General features: G+C 64.2%; 13 protein-coding genes. 7 read left to right on the plus strand and 6 right to left on the minus strand.

The window, feature by feature from the left end; genetic code table 11:
• Window positions 1–69 precede the first annotated feature (69 nt).
• Window positions 70–942, plus strand: coding sequence for a DMT family transporter (locus BDD18_RS14160; protein ID WP_044396096.1), 873 nt, complete (start codon window positions 70–72; stop codon window positions 940–942).
• A gap of 26 nt (window positions 943–968) precedes the next feature.
• Here the strand turns inward: BDD18_RS14160 and BDD18_RS14165 are convergent, their stop codons facing one another.
• On the minus strand, window positions 969–1,646 hold the full coding sequence (locus BDD18_RS14165) for an SH3 domain-containing protein (RefSeq protein WP_142083831.1): 678 nt from the start codon (window positions 1,644–1,646) through the stop codon (window positions 969–971).
• A 60-nt stretch (window positions 1,647–1,706) separates the two neighbouring features.
• On the opposite strand from BDD18_RS14165, the gene BDD18_RS14170 reads away from it, so the two are divergent.
• From BDD18_RS14170 to BDD18_RS14180, 3 genes are all read left to right on the plus strand, one after another.
• A complete protein-coding gene (locus BDD18_RS14170) occupies window positions 1,707–2,534 on the plus strand; it encodes an SDR family oxidoreductase (RefSeq protein WP_142083833.1) in 828 nt (275 codons plus the stop codon).
• Window positions 2,535–2,861: 327 nt separating this feature from the next.
• Window positions 2,862–3,881: a TRAP transporter substrate-binding protein gene (locus tag BDD18_RS14175; RefSeq protein WP_244939094.1), complete on the plus strand. Its 1,020-nt coding sequence runs from the start codon at window positions 2,862–2,864 to the stop codon at window positions 3,879–3,881.
• Window positions 3,878–6,538 carry a bifunctional diguanylate cyclase/phosphodiesterase gene (locus BDD18_RS14180; RefSeq protein WP_142083836.1) on the plus strand — a complete coding sequence of 887 codons (2,661 nt, stop codon included), beginning with the start codon at window positions 3,878–3,880 and terminating at the stop codon, window positions 6,536–6,538. Before BDD18_RS14175 ends, BDD18_RS14180 begins: the two co-directional genes overlap by 4 nt.
• An 85-nt stretch (window positions 6,539–6,623) precedes the next feature.
• Here the strand turns inward: BDD18_RS14180 and BDD18_RS14185 are convergent, their stop codons facing one another.
• Complete coding sequence (locus tag BDD18_RS14185) at window positions 6,624–7,523, minus strand: DMT family transporter (protein ID WP_044395913.1); 900 nt, start codon at window positions 7,521–7,523, stop codon at window positions 6,624–6,626.
• A gap of 94 nt (window positions 7,524–7,617) precedes the next feature.
• Here BDD18_RS14185 and BDD18_RS14190 point away from each other — a divergent pair, with 94 nt between their 5' ends.
• Both BDD18_RS14190 and BDD18_RS14195 read left to right on the plus strand, forming a co-directional pair.
• Window positions 7,618–8,601 (plus strand): quinone oxidoreductase family protein, encoded by a 984-nt coding sequence (locus BDD18_RS14190; protein ID WP_142083838.1) that lies wholly within the window; start codon window positions 7,618–7,620, stop codon window positions 8,599–8,601.
• Entirely contained in the window at window positions 8,598–9,431 is an 834-nt protein-coding gene (locus BDD18_RS14195) for an NUDIX hydrolase (protein ID WP_142083840.1), read from the plus strand. The genes BDD18_RS14190 and BDD18_RS14195 overlap by 4 nt, the downstream gene beginning before the upstream one ends.
• Before the next feature lie 44 nt (window positions 9,432–9,475).
• Here the strand turns inward: BDD18_RS14195 and BDD18_RS14200 are convergent, their stop codons facing one another.
• The 4 genes from BDD18_RS14200 to BDD18_RS14215 form a co-directional block, all read right to left on the minus strand.
• Window positions 9,476–11,131, minus strand: a complete 1,656-nt coding sequence (locus tag BDD18_RS14200; protein ID WP_044395919.1) for a Na/Pi cotransporter family protein — start codon at window positions 11,129–11,131, stop codon at window positions 9,476–9,478.
• Between the two features lie 403 nt (window positions 11,132–11,534).
• A complete protein-coding gene (gene lspA / locus BDD18_RS14205; protein ID WP_142083841.1) occupies window positions 11,535–12,047 on the minus strand; it encodes a signal peptidase II in 513 nt (170 codons plus the stop codon).
• The gene (gene ileS, locus BDD18_RS14210; RefSeq protein ID WP_142083843.1) at window positions 12,048–14,924 is read right to left on the minus strand and encodes an isoleucine--tRNA ligase; all 2,877 of its coding nucleotides are present in this window, start codon (window positions 14,922–14,924) and stop codon (window positions 12,048–12,050) included. It lies immediately after the preceding gene.
• A gap of 110 nt (window positions 14,925–15,034) precedes the next feature.
• Window positions 15,035–16,084 (minus strand): bifunctional riboflavin kinase/FAD synthetase, encoded by a 1,050-nt coding sequence (locus BDD18_RS14215; RefSeq protein WP_142083845.1) that lies wholly within the window; start codon window positions 16,082–16,084, stop codon window positions 15,035–15,037.
• A gap of 223 nt (window positions 16,085–16,307) precedes the next feature.
• Here BDD18_RS14215 and BDD18_RS14220 point away from each other — a divergent pair, with 223 nt between their 5' ends.
• On the plus strand, window positions 16,308–16,865 hold the full coding sequence (locus BDD18_RS14220) for an HNH endonuclease (RefSeq protein ID WP_142083846.1): 558 nt from the start codon (window positions 16,308–16,310) through the stop codon (window positions 16,863–16,865).
• Window positions 16,866–16,908 lie beyond the last annotated feature (43 nt).

A 16,908-nucleotide genomic window follows, 5' to 3' on the forward strand; every position in this document is an offset into this window, starting at 1 on the left:
TCTTCAAAGAACCTTCCCGTGTCGAATCCTGCTACATCCGCCGACAAGCACTCTGGCCTGGCTGGGGGCATGGCGCTGGCGCTGCTGGGCTCCATTGCGTTCAGCGGCAAGGCCATCATCGTCAAGCTGGCCTACCGCTACGGTGTGGACGCGGTCACCCTCATCATGTACCGCATGCTGTTTGCGCTGCCTATTTTTGCCGCGATGGCATGGTGGGCCAGCCGGGGCAAGCCGCCCCTGTCACGCAAAGACTGGCTGGGGGTGCTGGGCCTGGGCGTCACCGGGTATTACCTCGCCAGCTTTCTGGACTTTGCAGGGCTGATGTACGTGACGGCCAGCCTGGAGCGCCTCATCCTGTACCTCAACCCCACGCTGGTGGTGGTGCTTGGGTGGGCGCTGTATGGCAAGCGCATTCGGGCCGGGCAGGCGCTGGGCATGGGCATCAGCTACTGCGGCGTGGTGCTGGTGTTCGGGCTGGAGGCCCGGGAGCAAGGCGCGCACGCCGCCTGGGGTGCGTTGCTGATTTTCTTGAGCGCCGTGAGCTATGCGGTGTACCTGGTCTACAGCGGCGAGATGGTGCAGCGCATCGGGGCGCTGCGTCTGGTGGGCTTGGCCACCACTGTGGCCTGCCTGTGCTGCCTGGCCCAGTTTGTGGCGCTGCGGCCGCTGGGGGCCGCCATCGTGGCGCCTGAAGTGTTGTGGCTGTCGGTGCTGAACGCCATTCTTTGCACGGCTGCGCCGGTGCTTATGGTCATGATGGCCATTGAGCGCATTGGTGCCGGCATGGCCGCGCAAGCAGGCATGGTGGGCCCGCTGTCCACCATCCTCATGGGAATCTGGATTCTGGGCGAGCCCTTCACCCTGTGGCTGGCGGCGGGCACGGCCCTGGTCATGCTCGGTATCTTCGTGTTCACCCGCTCCGCAAGGCGGGCGAACGCTTAACGCCTGGGGCAGGGCGCTGCCCTCGCTTAGCGGTTGCCTGCGCCCCAGCTGTTGGCGCCACCGCCTGCAGCGCCGCCACCCCAGGCATTGCCGTTGTTGCCCGAAGAGTAGGTGGACAGGCCCGGTGGAGCGGGCGGCTGTTGGGTGTTGGAGGGCATGCGCTGGTAGGGCGATGCCTGAGCACCCGCCGTGCGCGTGTTGGGTGCAGCACGCTTGGCAGGCGCTTGCGGTGCATCGTCGGTGCTGCTGTCTTCCTCATCTCCATCTTCGGAGTGGACGGCCCCTGCGGGAGCCTGGGCTGCTTTTCCATTCCCCCAGCCCCGTGTGCCGGCCGTGGTGGTTGGTGTGGTGGTGCTGGTGCCGCCGCGCCCGAGCACACCGCCCAGGGTGCGCATGCTGCCGGTGCTGGCATTGCTGTTGCCCGAGGGGGCTGCAGAGTTGGCCGACCCCATGTCGAAGTTGTGCACCCAGCCGGTGGCGCCTTGGGGCGTCTGCACCTTGACCCAGGGGCCGTTGCGTTCCGAAGTCCGGGTCACCTGCGTGTTGGCCGGAATCTGCCCCAGGCTCGGTGCGTTGTCTGCGGGCGATTCGCGCAGTTCGGTTGAGCGCTTGACCACTGCCGTTTGGGCGTATGCAGCGCTCAACGGGGCTGCTGCCGCGAAAGCCAGGCCGCTGGCAAGGGCTAGGTGATGGAGCCGGTTCATGGTGAAAGCCTCAATTTATGATGCGCTGGATGGGGCATCCAACGTAAACCGGAGATTGTTATGGATTTGGGAATTGCGGGCAAATGGGCTTTGGTGTGCGGCGCCAGCAAGGGGCTGGGCTTTGGCTGTGCCCAGGCTTTGGTGCGTGAGGGCGTGAATGTTGTCATCAATGCACGCAACGCCGATGTGTTGGCTCAGGCTGCTGCTAAATTGATAGCTGCCAGCGCTGAATACGCAAGCGCTAGAGGCCAAAAAGACTCACAACCTGCCGTCGTGGCCGTGGCTGCTGACATCACCACCCCCGAAGGCCGCGCCGCGGTGTTTGCCGCTGCGGGTGGCCCAGGCCGCGACTTCGATATCGTCGTGACCAACGCCGGTGGCCCCCCTCCAGGCGACTTCCGCGATTGGGATCGCGACGCGTGGATCAAGGCGGTAGACGCCAACATGCTCACACCCATCGAGCTGATCAAGGCCACGGTGGATGGCATGGCCGCACGGGGCTTTGGGCGCGTGATCAACATCACCTCCAGCGCTGTGAAGGCGCCGATTGATGTGTTGGGTTTGTCCAACGGCGCGCGCAGTGGCCTGACGGGGTTTGTGGCGGGCGTGGCGCGCAGCAAGATCGCGTCGCAGGGCGTGACCATCAACAACCTGCTGCCTGGCAAGTTCGACACCGATCGCCTGGCCACCACGATGCAAGCCGTTGCCACCAAGACTGGCAAAAGCTCGCAAGAGGTCCGCGTGGCGCAGCAAGCCCAGATTCCGGCTGGTCGCTTCGGAACGCCCGAGGAGTTCGGCGCCATTTGCGCTTTCCTGTGCAGCGTGCATGGCGCCTACATCACCGGCCAGAACGTGCTGGCCGACGGTGGTGCGTTTGCGGGCGTGTGACTGAAACGGGCTGGGGCGGTGCGGCCTGCGCATCTTATTGGCTCGCCTCTCGTCCGGCCATAACCCACGCTTGCGGCGCTGCCCATGCATGCAGTCTTGATCGACGTCAATTAACTGTTTCCATGCGTTAGATTTCTTGGTGAAAACGGGCGTAGCGTAGGCACAATGGCGCATTCCTGCCTGTGGCCCGCAGGGTGGTGCTCTTCGGCTTTTCCAGTGGGGAAGAGCAAAGAGAAACGGGGCTTGTCTGGCGGCCATGCTGATTGTTTCTCGTTTACCTAAGCTGTTTCGCCGCTGTGCTGCGGCGTGCTCGGGTGGGCGGCAACCTTGGCCTGGTCGCAGGCGCCTGCCCCCAACGCTCCGGCCACGGTATCCCACCTGCGTGTGGTGGGCGGTTTGGCCGAACTCAACCAGTATGTGCGCCGCGAAGAGCCCTTTTGGACCCGCGAACTGGCGCGCCTGAGCGGCGGGCGTTACACCGCAGAAATCGTTCCCTTCGACAGGGCCGGGGTGCCCGGCACCGAAATGCTGCGACTGCTGCAGTTGGGGGTGGTGCCGTTGGGTACGGCGCTGATGAGCTCTTTTTCTGCTCAGCATCCCGAATACACAGCCCCCGATCTGGCAGGGCTGAACCCCGACATGGCCACCTTGCGCACCACGCTGGCCGCCTTTCGCCCGTATCTGGAGAAAGCGCTGCGCGACCAGCATGGGGTGGAGCCCCTGGCCATCTATGTGTATCCGGCGCAGGTGATCTTTTGCGGCAAGCCACTGCGCAGCCTGGCCGATTTGGCGGGGCGGCGGGTGCGGGTGTCATCGTCCACCCAGGCGGATTTTGTGAGCGCCCTGGGCGCAGAGCCCCTGCTCACCGGCTTTGCCCAGATCGTGCCCAATGTGACGGCGGGCAGCATCGAGTGTGCGGTCACCGGAACCATGTCGGGCAATACGCTGGGGCTGCACAATTTGATGAGCCATGTGCATGCGCTGCCGGTGACGTGGGGGTTGGCGGTGTTTGGTGCCAACCGCACAGTCTGGGCTGCCCTGCCGCCGGATTTGCGCGAATTGCTCAAGCGCGAGCTGCCCAAGCTGGAAGCCGACATCTGGTCAGAATCCGAACGCGAAACCGCCGATGGCATGGCCTGCAACCGTGGCGCGCCCGAGTGTCAGGCGGGCCGCAAGGGGCGCATGGTGATCGTGCCGGTTTCGGCGCAGGATGAACAGCGCCGCAAAGAGATTCTCACCTCCACCGTCCTGCCCCGCTGGCTCCAGCGCTGTGGCGCACGGTGCGCCCAGGTGTGGAACAGCACCATCGGACCGGCGCGGGGCATCCCTGCGCCCAAGTCACCATGAACGTGGCGGTACCTCGGCGTATCAAGTTCTTCGTGGGGGGCGGGGTTGCGGCATTTGTGCTGGCTGTGGTCACGGTAGCGGCGGTGCTGATCTTCAATGCTCGACAGCTCGCCCTGGCTGATGGCGCCAGCGGTGCGGTGCGCTTTGTCTCCAGTGCCGAAGCTGCGCTCAACCGTTCCCTGTTGGGCGTTGACGTCTTGCTGGCCAGCATGGACGAGATATTGGATCTGTCGGCGGTGCGGGCGGAATGGCTGGACCCGGAAGTGACCAGCCAGCGCCTGCGCAGCTCGGCCCGCCAAAGCCTCATGGTGCGCTATGTGGCGCTGATAGACAGGCAGGGGCGCGTTTTGGGTTCGTCAGACGCCGCAGGTGCTGCGGTGGCCGTGTCGTTGCCTTTGGGGTTTGCCGAGTCGGTGTTTGAGCAGCCGCTGCCGATGTTGATGGTGAGCGCGCCAGCCGTGAGCTTTGTGAGCGCGGAGCGTGTGCTCTATCTGGCCCGGCAGCTTCGGTTGGCCGATGGAACGCCATTGCTGGCAGTGGCCGAAATGCCCGTGGGTTCGCTGGCTGATGTTCTGGTTCAGGGCATGGACATTGCCGGGTTGCAGGTCACGCTGGAGCGTGCCTCGGGTCAGGTACTTCTGACCATGCCGCGGCAGGAAGAGGCATTGGCCAGGGTGCTCGCCCCGCCGCTGGCCGAGCTGGATGTGACCGGGCCCCAGTGGAATGCCCGTGCGCGTCTGGGCGGAGAGCAGGCCCTGGTGGTGTACCGCCCGTTGATGTACCAGGACTTGCGCATTGCTGCCAGTGTGCCGCTGCACGCCGCGCTGGCCAATTGGCGTGCAGCGCGTGATGGCATCGTGCTGACGGCGCTGGGTTTTGTGGTGATGATTGTGGTGGTGGGGGTTGTTTCACTGCGCTACGTTGACCGCATGACCCAGGCCCGTTTGGCGATTGCGCAGTCCAAGGCCACGCTGGACGAGGCGCTGGAATCCATGGTCAGCGGCTTTGTGGTGCTCGACAGCCAGCTTCGCCTGGTGCAGTGGAACCGGCGCTTTGAAGAGATTTATCCGTGGCTCAAGGGGCAACTGGCGCCCCAGGTTCCGTTCAAGGAATTGCTGAAAGAGAAAGCCCGGCACCACCTGGAAAACGCCAGCGACGAAGAGCAGCAGCGCTGGGTGGAGCAGCGCGTGGCAGTGCAGCGCAACCCCCAGGGGCCGCATGAGCAGGGCCTGCCCGATGGGCGCGTCATCCAGGTCACCGAGCGGGCCACGCCCGATGGCGGCCTGGTGATCACGTACCACGACGTGACAGAGCTGCGCCAGGCCAGCGCAGAGATCGAAAACCTGGCTTTCTACGACCCGCTGACCGGGCTGCCCAACCGGCGCCTGTTGATGGACCGTATCCAGCAGTCGGTGGCGGCCAACGCCCGCAGTGGTTTGCACGGGGCCCTGCTGTTTCTGGACCTGGACCACTTCAAGACCCTCAACGACACCCTGGGGCATGAGGTGGGCGATTTACTGCTGCAGCAGGTGGCGCAGCGCCTGAAAGCCTGTGTGCGCACCGAAGACACGGTGGCGCGGCTTGGGGGCGATGAGTTTGTGATCATGCTCAAGAACCTGGCCACCAACAGCGAAGAGGCAGCTTCGCTGGCCCGCCGGGTGGGCGAGAAGATTCTGCGCCGCCTCAACATGCCCTATTTGCTGGATGCCCACAAGTACCACAGCACCCCCAGCATTGGCGCCACCCTGATTGGGCAAGACATGCAGCCGCCGGTGGACTTGCTCAAGCAGGCCGACATTGCCATGTACCAGGTGAAGTCGCAGGGGCGCAATTCCCTGTGCTTTTTTGATCCGCAGATGCAGATCGCCATCAACCAGCGCGTGCAACTGGAGCATGACCTGCAGATGGCCATCACCGGCAAACAGTTTGAACTGCACTACCAGCCACAGCAGCGTCTGGACGGGCGGATCGTGGGGGTGGAGGGCCTGATCCGCTGGCGCCACCCCGAGCGGGGGCTGGTGGCGCCAGGGGCATTCATCAGCGTGGCCGAGGAGAGCGAAATCATCGTGCCGATCGGGCACTGGGTCTTGCGCACCGCGTGCGAGCAACTGGCGGCATGGAAGGGTGACCCGCGCTGCCAGCATGTGCAGGTGTCGGTCAACGTCAGTGCGCGGCAGTTCCGCCAGCACGACTTTGTGGCCCGGGTGGTGGAAGTGCTGCGCGAGACGGGCGCACCAGCGCACTTGCTCAAGCTGGAGCTGACGGAGTCGCTGGTGCTGGACGATGTGGACGACACCATTGCCAAGATGGTCCAGCTCAAGACCAAGGGCGTGCGCTTCTCGGTGGACGATTTTGGCACCGGCTACTCATCGCTGGCATACCTCACGCGCCTGCCGCTCGACCAGCTCAAGATCGACCAGTCGTTCGTGCACAACCTGGGCGTGAAACAGACCGACGATGTGATCGTGCAGACCATCATCGGCATGGCCCGCAACCTGGAACTGGATGTGATTGCCGAAGGGGTGGAAACCGCCGAGCAGCGCGACACGCTGGCGCGGTATGGCTGCCACTACTTCCAGGGCTATCTGCTAGGGCGGCCCATGCCACTGAGCGAGATCGAAGCCCTGCTGGGCAATGACCTGGCTTTGCTGGGCTGATACGGATTTGCCGGCAACCGTATCGCGTCGCTGGTTCGCTTTGCCGTGCCAGACCGCGCCAGCGCTCAATACATCGCGCCAGCGCTTAGCGCCGGGATGACACCACGATCCCGCCCACGATGAAGGCGAATGCCACGCCGTGAAACAGGTGCGGTGTTTCGCCAAGAAAGGCCGCCGACAGCACGGCTGCGAACAGCGGCGTGAGGTTGACGAAGAAGCCCGCCACCGCAGGCCCTGCCCGCTGCACGCCCACACCCCAGCAGCGGTAGGCCAGCACCGCAGGCCCCACGGCGATGAAGGCCAGTGCCGCCAGCAAGGGCGCGCCCCAGTCGATCTGCGTGTGGCCCAAACTCCATTCCACGCCTGTGAAGGCGCCGGACCAACCCAGGCCAAACACCATCTGCGCCATCAGGAAGGCCGCCCAATCGCCGCGCAGGCTGGCGGGCTCACTGGTCTTCACCAAAAGCCAGCTGTAGAACGACCACGATGCCGTGGCCATCAGCATGAACAAATCACCGGGCACCAGCCGCAAGGCCAGCAGCTGGTTCCACTCCCCACGGCTGAGCACGATCAGCACCCCGGTAATGGAGAGCACCGCGCCCAACAGTTGCTGGCGCGTGACCGAGGCACCAAAAAACAGCGCCCCCACCGCCAGCATCCACACCGGCATGCTGGAGCCCACCAGCGTCACGTTGATGGGGGTGGAGGTTTGCAGCGCCATGTACTGCAGCGCGTTGTAAAGCCCGATGCCCAGCAGCCCCAGCACTGCATAGCGCCGCCAGTGCGGCCACAGGGGGCTGTCTTTGCGCAGCACCCCGTGGGCCAGGGGCAGCAAGATGGCAAAGGCCAGCACCCAGCGGAAGAAGTTCAGGGTGATGGGCGGGATCATGGCGTGCACCAGCCGGCCCACCACGGCATTGCCCGCCCACAACAGGGGCGCGGTCACCAGCAGCGCAGCCGTGCCGGGCGTGAGTCTTTGAGTCATGCCCCGGAATGTAACGGGCTCGCTCCGGCAAGGCTTGCAGATTCATGGCAGGATGGCGGCCGTTTGTCCCTCTTGTTACAGGAGCGCTGTTGCCATGAGCCTTGCCGTCCAGATCCGCCAGCACGGTGGTCCCGAAGAACTCCAGATTGTTGATGTACCCGTGGGGGAGCCGGGCCCCGGCGAGATCCGCATTCGCCACCATGCCATCGGCCTGAACTTCATCGATGTGTACCACCGCACGGGCTTGTATCCACTGAATATGCCCGCTTCCATTGGCATGGAAGCGGCTGGCGTGGTGGAAGCTGTGGGTGAAGGCGTGACCCACCTGGCTCCTGGCGACCGCGCGGCGTATGCCAGCAACCCACCAGGCAGTTACTGTGAAGCGCGCGTCATGCCTGCCAAGACGGTGTGCAAGCTGCCCGACGCCATCAGCTTTGAAACCGGCGCTGCGATGATGCTCAAGGGCTTGACGGCGCAATACCTGCTCAAGAAAACACTGCCCGTGGAAGGTCTGCAGCCCGGTGATTTCGTGCTGTTCCACGCCGCAGCGGGCGGCGTGGGGCTCATCGCCTGCCAGTGGGCCAAGGCCCTGGGTTTGCAGCTCATCGGCACTGCCGGCTCAGACGCCAAATGCCAACTGGCGCTGGCCAATGGTGCGGCGCACGCCATCAACTACAGCCGTGAAGACTTTGCCGCGCGCGTGAAGGAAATCACCGGCGGCAAGGGCGTGAAGGTGGTGTACGACTCGGTGGGCAAGGACACTTGGGACAAGTCGCTGGACTGCCTGCGCCCCTTCGGCCTGATGGCCAGCTTTGGCAACGCCTCGGGGCCCGTGCCTGCATTTGCTCCAGGCCAGCTCGGGCCCAAGGGCTCGCTGTACCTTACCCGCCAGACGCTGTTCACGCACATCTCCACACGTGAAAGCACCCAGGCCATGGCCGATGACCTGTTTGCCGTGGTGGCCAGCGGCCAGGTCAAGATCCATATCGACCAGCGCTACCCTTTGGCCGACGTGCAGCAGGCGCACCGCGACCTGGAAGCGCGCAAGACCACCGGGTGCACCATCCTGACGCTGTGAACGCGGCCGTTCAGACGCCAGCCTTCGCGCAGTGGCTGGCGGGGGCGCGCCAGGCAGCGCAGCAGCCACCAGCCCAGCCGCGCACACCGCTGGTGGTGGCTGGCCACCAAGTGGGGTCGGTGGCTGCAGGGGTTTTGGATGATATTGGCCTGCAGCGCTTGCTGGATAAGCGCGAGCAGCTATCTTTTCAGGAGCGAAATGGGGCGTTCGCCTGGCATTTGCCTGTGCCAGATGCGGAGGTCACCCCCGCCCTGAATGCGCTGGCTGCAGCGCTGCGCCAGGTGGGGCGCTGTGGCCCCTGGCGCGATGAGCAGCTGGCGGTAACCAATGTACAAGGCGCAGTGGTGGGCACGGTGGAACGTGGTGCTGTGCGGGTGCTGGGCATTGCCACGCGCGCGGTGCACTTGGTGGGTTTGGCGCCGGATGGGCGCATGTGGGTGCAGCGGCGCTCGCTCACCAAACCCAATCACCCCGGCAAGTGGGACACCCTGATGGGCGGCATGGTGTCAGCGCAGGATTCACTGCACCAGGCGCTGGCGCGTGAAACCTGGGAAGAGGCGGGCCTGGAAGTGGCTGCACTCACGCAGGTGGTGCACGGTGGTCACGTGGATTTCTCCCGCCCCAGCCGCGAGGGTGGGGGCGTTGGCTTCATGCGAGAGCGCATCGACTGGTTCAGTGCCCAGGTGCCCGAGGGGCAAGTGCCCCACAACCAGGATGGCGAGGTGGACGAGTTCGCGTTGCTATCCATTCCGCTGCTGTGCGAACGTGTGGCTCAGGGCCATTTCACGCCCGAGGCGGGGTTGGTGATTGGTGGTTTTCTGGGCCTGTAGCGGGTTGGCTCGGCACCGCTGGCCAGCCAGCCGCATGGCCAAGGTCAGACGGGTTCTGACGGCAGTTTGAGGCGGCTGGGCGCCAGGGCCCCGGCCGATTCCAGAATGGGGTAGGCAATGGAGCACAACAGCGAGTTGATGCGCTTGAGCTCGCTGATCAAGTCGATGTGCAATGAGCTGGTTTCAATGCTCTGCACCGTGTTGTCTGACAGGCGCGCCAGGTGCGTGGCCGAGTAGGCGCGCTCCAGATCGCGGAAGCGGGCTTTTTCTTCCAGCAGCTTTTGCGCGTCGCGCACGTTCCCGTTCAGGAACACGCTCATTGCCAGGCGCAGGTTGGCCACCAGGCGGGTGTGCAGTTCGTTGATCTCTTCCATGCCAGCTTCGGAGAACTGGCGGCCTTTCTTGATCTTCTTGTCCTCAATGTCGATGAGCACGCGTTCGATGATGTCGCCAATCTGCTCCATGTTGATGGTGAAGCTGATGATGTCTGCCCACCGGCGGCCTTCGCGCTCGTCCAGGGCCTCGCGCGAAATCTTGGTCATGTAGTACTTGATGGCGGAGTACAGCTCATCCACCTGATCATCGAGTTTGCGCAAGTCTTCGGCTAGCTTCTGGTCGTCGGTGCGAATGACCTGGTGCAACCCCAGCAGCATGGACTCCACCACGTCGGCCTGGTGCAGCGCTTCGCGCGCAGCGCAGGAAATCGCCAGCGAGGGCGTGGCCAGCGCCGATGGATCCAGATGCCGGGGGCGGCTGCCTGCTGCGGCCTGCGTGTCTGCCACCGGGAGCAGGCGTTGCACGGCACGCGCCACCGTGCCTGTGAGCCCGATGCACACCAGCCCCACCACCGCGTTGAATGCCAGGTGGAACAGCACCACCAGCGACGCGTTGTCGGGAACATAGGGGCGCACATGTTTGAGCCACAGCCCGATGAGCGGGGTCATGATGATGACGCCCATGATCTTGAAGAACAGATTGCCCAGCGGCACCTGCCGCGTCTGCACATTGGAGCGCATGGTCGTGGCCACCGCCAGCAAGCCGCTGCCCAGGTTGGCGCCTACCACCAGCCCCAGTGCCACATCCACCGGAATACCGCCCGAGCCCGCCAGCGTGGCCGTGAGCAGCACGGTGGCCAGGCTGGAATAAGCCAGCACAGCCAGCACGGCGCCCGTGAAGATTTCCAGCAGCAAATCGCTGGTCAGCGCACCCAGCAGGGTCCGCACGGTGGGCGACTGGGTCAGCACGGTGGTGGATTCGGTGATGAGCCGCAGGGCCAGCAGCATCAAGCCCAGGCCAATCAGCACCCGGCCCACACGGCCCACAGCGGTGTCTTTGCGCGAAATGAACAGCACCACGCCCACAAAGATGAACAACGGCGACAGCCACGACAAATCGAGCGAAAACACCACGGCCATCACGCTGGTGCCTACATCCGCGCCCAGCATCACGGCCAGTGCGGCAGGCAGCCCCACCAGTCCCTGGCCCACAAATGACGACACGATGAGCGCGGTGGCGGTGCTGGACTGCACCACGGCCGTGACGCCCATGCCCGAGAGAACGGCGGTGAACCGGTTGCTTACGCTGCGGGAGATGAGTTGGCGCAGGTTGGCGCCGAATACCCGCAGGATGCCGGTACGCACCAGGTGCGTGCCCCAGATGAGCAGGGCCACGGCAGCTAACAAGTTCAACAAATGCTTCATGGAATGGAGTCGTTCTTTTTATTCTTGGGGGTGTGCGTGGGCTTGTACCGCAGGGCGTCCGTCAGCAGCGCAAAACCACTTGGGTTCGTAGTGCTCTCAGGCTCCGCATGTATCCACGGACAAGCAAACAACGTGCACAACGTGGATTGTCATAAAACTGTCATGAAGCATACCCCTGATTTCACCTCGCAAGGCGCAAGCCCCCAGGTGAATCGGTGCATTCGGAATGCGTTGCTGGTAACAGCTGTGCACTGGGGCATTCGTCAGGCAGATTCACAGAGGCTGGTGCTCTCGCTGTGAGCCAGGTGCGTTGCCTTCAATCTGCCGGGGTATCGCCGTTCATGACGGCTGCTGAAAACAAAACGGCCCGCACGAGGCGGGCCGTATCGGGGGCAGGTCGCTCTCAGGCTTCCCGGCGGGCTCTCAGCAGCTCGTCCACGATCAGGCAGACCGCGCCGACCGTGATGGCTGAGTCGGCCACATTGAATGCCGGGAAGTGCCAGCCCATGGCGTGGAAGTCCAGAAAATCGACCACGTAGCCGTGCATCAAGCGGTCCACCACGTTGCCAATGGCTCCCCCCATCACGCTGGCCAGCGCAAAGCAGAACAGCTTTTGCGTGGGGTGTTTGTACAGTTGCCAGATGATGAAAAGGCTGGCAACGGTACCAATACCGGTGAACAGCCAGCGCTGCCATCCCCCTGCGTTCGAGAGGAAGGAGAAGGCTGCACCGGTGTTGTGGGCCCGCACGATGTTCAAGAAGTTCGTGATGGTCGTGGCTTCGCCCCACTGGTAGTTGCGCAGGATCAGCTCTTTCGTCCACTGGTCTGCCGCCACAATGACCACGGCCCATATCAGCCACAACGCCATGCTGCGGGTGGTGGACTGGTTGCCGCCCACGGATGGAATCGCGGCCATTTAGGCACACACCCGGTTTTCACCGGTGCCGTGAAGGTTGCTGGTGCAGCGGCCGCAAATGGTGGGGTGGGCCGCGTCCTGGCCCACATCCTCGCGGTAGTGCCAGCAGCGTTCGCACTTGGCGTGGCTGCTCGGCGTCACGCTGGCGGCCAGGGCTTCGCCTTCGGCCAGCGTGGCTGCGGAAGTGATGAACACGAACTTGAGGTCTTCACCCAGGCTGCGCAGGGCTTCGAGCAGTTCGCCGCTGGCGGTCACCGTGACTTCGGCCTGCAGCGATGCGCCCACCTTACCGTCGGCGCGCAGGGCTTCGATCTCCTTGTTCACCACTTCACGGGCGGCACGGATGCGGTCCCACTTGTCCAGCAGCGCAGCATCGGTGGCACCAAAGTCCCAGAACTTCTCGACGAAGATGGTCTCGGATTTGCCGAACACCTTCCATGCTTCTTCTGCAGTGAACGACAGGAACGGCGCCATCCAGCGCAGCATGGCATGGGTGATCTGGTACAGCGCGGTCTGGGCGCTGCGGCGGGCTAGGCTCTTGGGCGCGGTGGTGTAAAGGCGGTCTTTGAGCACGTCGAGATAGAACGCACCCAGGTCTTCCGAGCAGTACACCTGCAGTTTGGCTACCACGGGGTGGAATTCATACACCTCGTAATGGCCCAGGATGTCGGCCTGCAGCTGACTGGCGCGGGCCAGGGCGTAGCGGTCGATTTCCAGCAACTGGTCGGCGGGCACGGTATCGGTGGCGGGGTCAAAGTCGCTCACGTTGGCCAGCAGGAAGCGCAGCGTGTTGCGGATGCGGCGGTACGCATCGACCACGCGGGCCAGGATCTTGTCGTCAATGGCCAAGTCCCCCGAGTAGTCGGTCGAGGCGCACCACAGGCGGATGATTTCGGCACCCAGCTTGCCGCTCACCTCTTGCGGCGAGACGGTGTTGCCCAGCGACTTGCTCATCTTCTTGCCCTGGCCGTCCACGGTGAAGCCGTGGGTCAGCAGGCCGCGGTAGGGCGCGCGGCCGAAGATGGCACTGGCCAGCAGCAGCGAGCTGTGGAACCAGCCGCGGTGCTGGTCATGGCCTTCCAGATACAGGTCGGCCTCGGGCCCAGTCTCGTGGTGCATGGTGCCGTGCGTGCCGCGCATCACGTGCCAGAAGGTGGAGCCCGAGTCGAACCACACTTCCAGAATGTCCGTGCTCTTGGTGTAGTGCGGCGCGTCTTCTGCGCCCAGGATTTCTTCGGTTGTCACGCGGCTCCAGGCCTCGATGCCGCCCTTTTCGACGATGGCTGCCGCCTGGTCAATGATTTCCATGGTGCGCGGGTGCAGCTCGCCCGAATCCTTGTGCAGGAAGAAGGGCAGGGGCACGCCCCAGCTGCGCTGGCGCGAGATGCACCAGTCGGGCCGGCCCGCGATCATGTCGCGCAGGCGGCTCTTGCCGTTTTCGGGGTAGAAGCTGGTCTGCTCGATGGCCGCCAGGGCCGTCTGGCGCAGCGTGCCGGGGGCCTTGTCAGTGGTGAATACACCTTCGCCCTCGTCCATGCGCACAAACCACTGGGCGGCGGCGCGGTAAATCACCGGCGTCTTGTGGCGCCAGCAGTGCGGGTAGCTGTGGGTGATGTCCTTGGTGGCCATCAGGCGACCGGCGTTGCGCAGCGCCTCGATGATGACGGGGATGGCCTTCCAGATGTGCTGGCCGCCGAACAGCGGGAAGTCTGCCGCATAGGTGCCGTTGCCCTGCACCGGGTTCAGGATATCGTCGTACTTCATGCCGTGCGCCACGCACGAGTTGAAGTCGTCCACGCCGTAGGCGGGCGACGAGTGAACGATACCAGTGCCGTCGGTGGCCGTGGCGTAGTCGGCCAGGTACACGGGCGAGAGGCGGCGGTAGCCATGGCTGCCGTCTTCACTGGCCACGTCGTACAGCGGGTGTTCAAATTCGATGCCGCCCAGCTTTTCGCCCGGAACGGTGGCCAGCACCTTGCCTTGCAGGCCCCAGCGTTCCATGCAGGCATCGACCAGTGTTTCGGCGATCACGTACAGGCCGCGTTCGGTTTCCACTAGCGAGTAAGGCAGCTCGGGGTTCAGGTTCAGCGCCTGGTTGGCGGGGATGGTCCAGGCGGTGGTCGTCCAGATCACGGCAAACGCGTCTTGCGTGAAGGCAGGCAAGCCAAAGGCCGCCGCCAGCGCGGCAGGGTTGTGGGCCTTGAAGGCCACGTCCAGCGTGGTGCTCTTCTTGTCCTGGTACTCGATTTCAAACTCGGCCAGCGACGAGCCGCAGTCAAAGCACCAGTACACGGGCTTGAGGCCGCGGTACACGAAGCCACGCTCCATCACCCTCTTGAGCGCACGGATCTCGCCGGCTTCGCTCGCGAAGTTCATGGTCTTGTAGGGGTTGTCCCAGTCGCCGAGCACGCCAAGGCGCTTGAAGTCGGCCATTTGCTGTGCGATTTGCTCGGTGGCAAAGGCACGGCCCTTGGCTTGCATTTCGTCACGCGGCAGGTTGCGGCCGTGCAGCTTTTCAATGGCGTTTTCAATGGGCAGACCGTGGCAGTCCCAGCCGGGCACGTACAGCGCGTCAAAGCCTTCGAGCTGGCGCGCCTTGGTGATCATGTCCTTGAGGATCTTGTTGACCGCGTGGCCAATGTGCAGCTGGCCGTTGGCGTAGGGCGGGCCATCGTGCAGGATGAACTTGGGCGCACCACAACGGGCATCGCGCAGCTTTTTGTAGATGCCTTTTTCTTCCCACTCCTTCACCCAGCCGGGCTCGCGCTTGGGCAGGTCGCCGCGCATGGGGAAGGAAGTGTCTGGCAGGTTCAGTGTGGCGCGGTAATCCACGGCGGGCGTGCTGTTCGTGGGGGTGGAGCTGGCGTTATCGGACATGAAAGTACCTTAGAGCGGTGCAATCCGGGGCGTACCCGGCGCGAAAAACGGGAGTGACTGGGACGAGAGAAGCTGGCCCGCAAGCACGGGCGCTGCGCAAAGGCAGCCCTCTAAATTCGGTCGCGCGTGGTCTGGCGCCGGGTCTCGGTGTACGAGCGGGCGTGGCCAGAGGCAAAGTAGGCGCGCGCATCAGCGCAGTCCTTGGCGATACCGGCAGTGAGGGCATCGAGACCGTCGTACTTGAGCTCGTCGTGCAGTTTGTGCAGAAGTTCCACGCGGATGATTTTACCGTACGCCCCCTCGGCGCCCAGGCTGGCCGGCCACTGCAGGCAATGGGTTTCCAGCAGCACGCGGCCGCCATTCACATCGTTAGGGTCGAGCGACGGTCGCACGCCCAGGTTGGCCACGCCGGGCAGGGGGGTGTCGCCCAGGCCATGCACCAGCACGGCAAAAATGCCGCTGGCGGCAGGCTTCCAATGGGCAAAGCGTAGGTTGAGGGTGCGGAAGCCGTCTTGCGCGCCGTCGGCGCTGGCGCCCAGGGCGCGCCCCAGCTTGCGGCCATGCACCACATGGCCTGAGATGGTGTACGGCCGCCCCAGCAGGGCAGCGGCTGCTTCCATGTCACCTGCGCCCAAGGCCTGGCGAACGGCTGAACTGGACACCCGCAGGCCGCGCACCTCGTAGCTGTTCATGCGGGCCACGTCAAAGCCCTGGGCTTGCCCAGCCGCGTCGAGCATGGCGTAGTCGCCCGCCCGCTTGGCGCCAAAGCGGAAATCGTCGCCCACCAGCACGTAGCGCGCTCCCAGGCCTTGCACCAGCACTTCGTTGATGAAAGCCTCGGGCGTCTGCGCGGCCAGCCGCGCGCTGAAGGGCAGCACCACCACCTGCTGCACGCCGCATCGCTCCAGCTCGGTCAGTTTGTCGCGCAAAGTGCCAATGCGTGCGGGGGCCAGTTCGGGCTTGCGCGCCACGCCAGCAAAATAGTCGCGCGGGTGGGGTTCGAACGTGAGTACGCAGCTCTCCACGCCCCGGTGGGCAGCTTCGTTGTTCAGCAGCGCCAGCATGGCCTGGTGCCCCCGGTGCACGCCGTCGAAATTGCCGATGGTCAGCGCGCAGGCGCTGGCGATGCCAGGGTGGTGGAATCCGCGAAAGATCTTCATCGGCTTGTTATCTTTTTGATAGCAGCCTGCGCAAGTGGATCAAGCGCAAGACGCCAATTTGTCATGGAAAAAGAGTATATTGTGACCGACGCCTGCCCAGCAGGCGCCTGTCGCCTGGCGCCCGAAGGTTGCAGGCCGACTGGAAGCGCACCAGCGCAGTGCCTTCCGCCGAGACATCCGAGTTCCGAATCCTTGTGTAGCGTAAGTTTCCAGGAGGCGTGTTTTGAAGGTCTTGAAGCTGTCAGCCCAGGGGCTGCCCCAATCGTGGATCACGTTGGAGCAAGCGGTCATCCACTACGCTGCAGGCGAAGTGCGCTGGGAGTCCGGCGCCCAGATTGCCCGCTTCCGTGGCGGTCACAACGCCATCACGGGCGAGCAATCAGTGATTGCTGTCAACAGCATCATCGGCACCAAAGGCGTCCCACGCATCAACCCGTTTGAACTGAAGCCGGGCCTGACCAACAGCAAGCTGTTCGCGCGCGACCGCAACATCTGCGCCTATTGCGGCGGGCACTTTCACGAGGAAGAGTTGACGCGCGAACACATCGTGCCCTTCGCCCACCACGGGCAGGACCACTGGATGAACGTCGTCACCGCCTGCCGCGCCTGCAACCACCGAAAAGGGCCGCGCACGCCCGAGCAGGCTCACATGCCTTTGCTGTATGCCCCTTATGTGCCCAGCCTGTGGGAAGATTTCATCCTGCGCAACCGCCGTATCTTGGCCGATCAGATGGAGTTTTTGCTGGCGCATGTGCCCAAGTCGTCGCGGCTGGCGGCCTAGCATCCCTTTGCACCGCATCACTGCGGCGCTGCAAACCCTGTGG

Origin of the sequence: Acidovorax temperans, from assembly GCF_006716905.1 — a bacterium.
Classification (GTDB): Bacteria; Pseudomonadota; Gammaproteobacteria; order Burkholderiales; family Burkholderiaceae_C; genus Acidovorax; species Acidovorax temperans.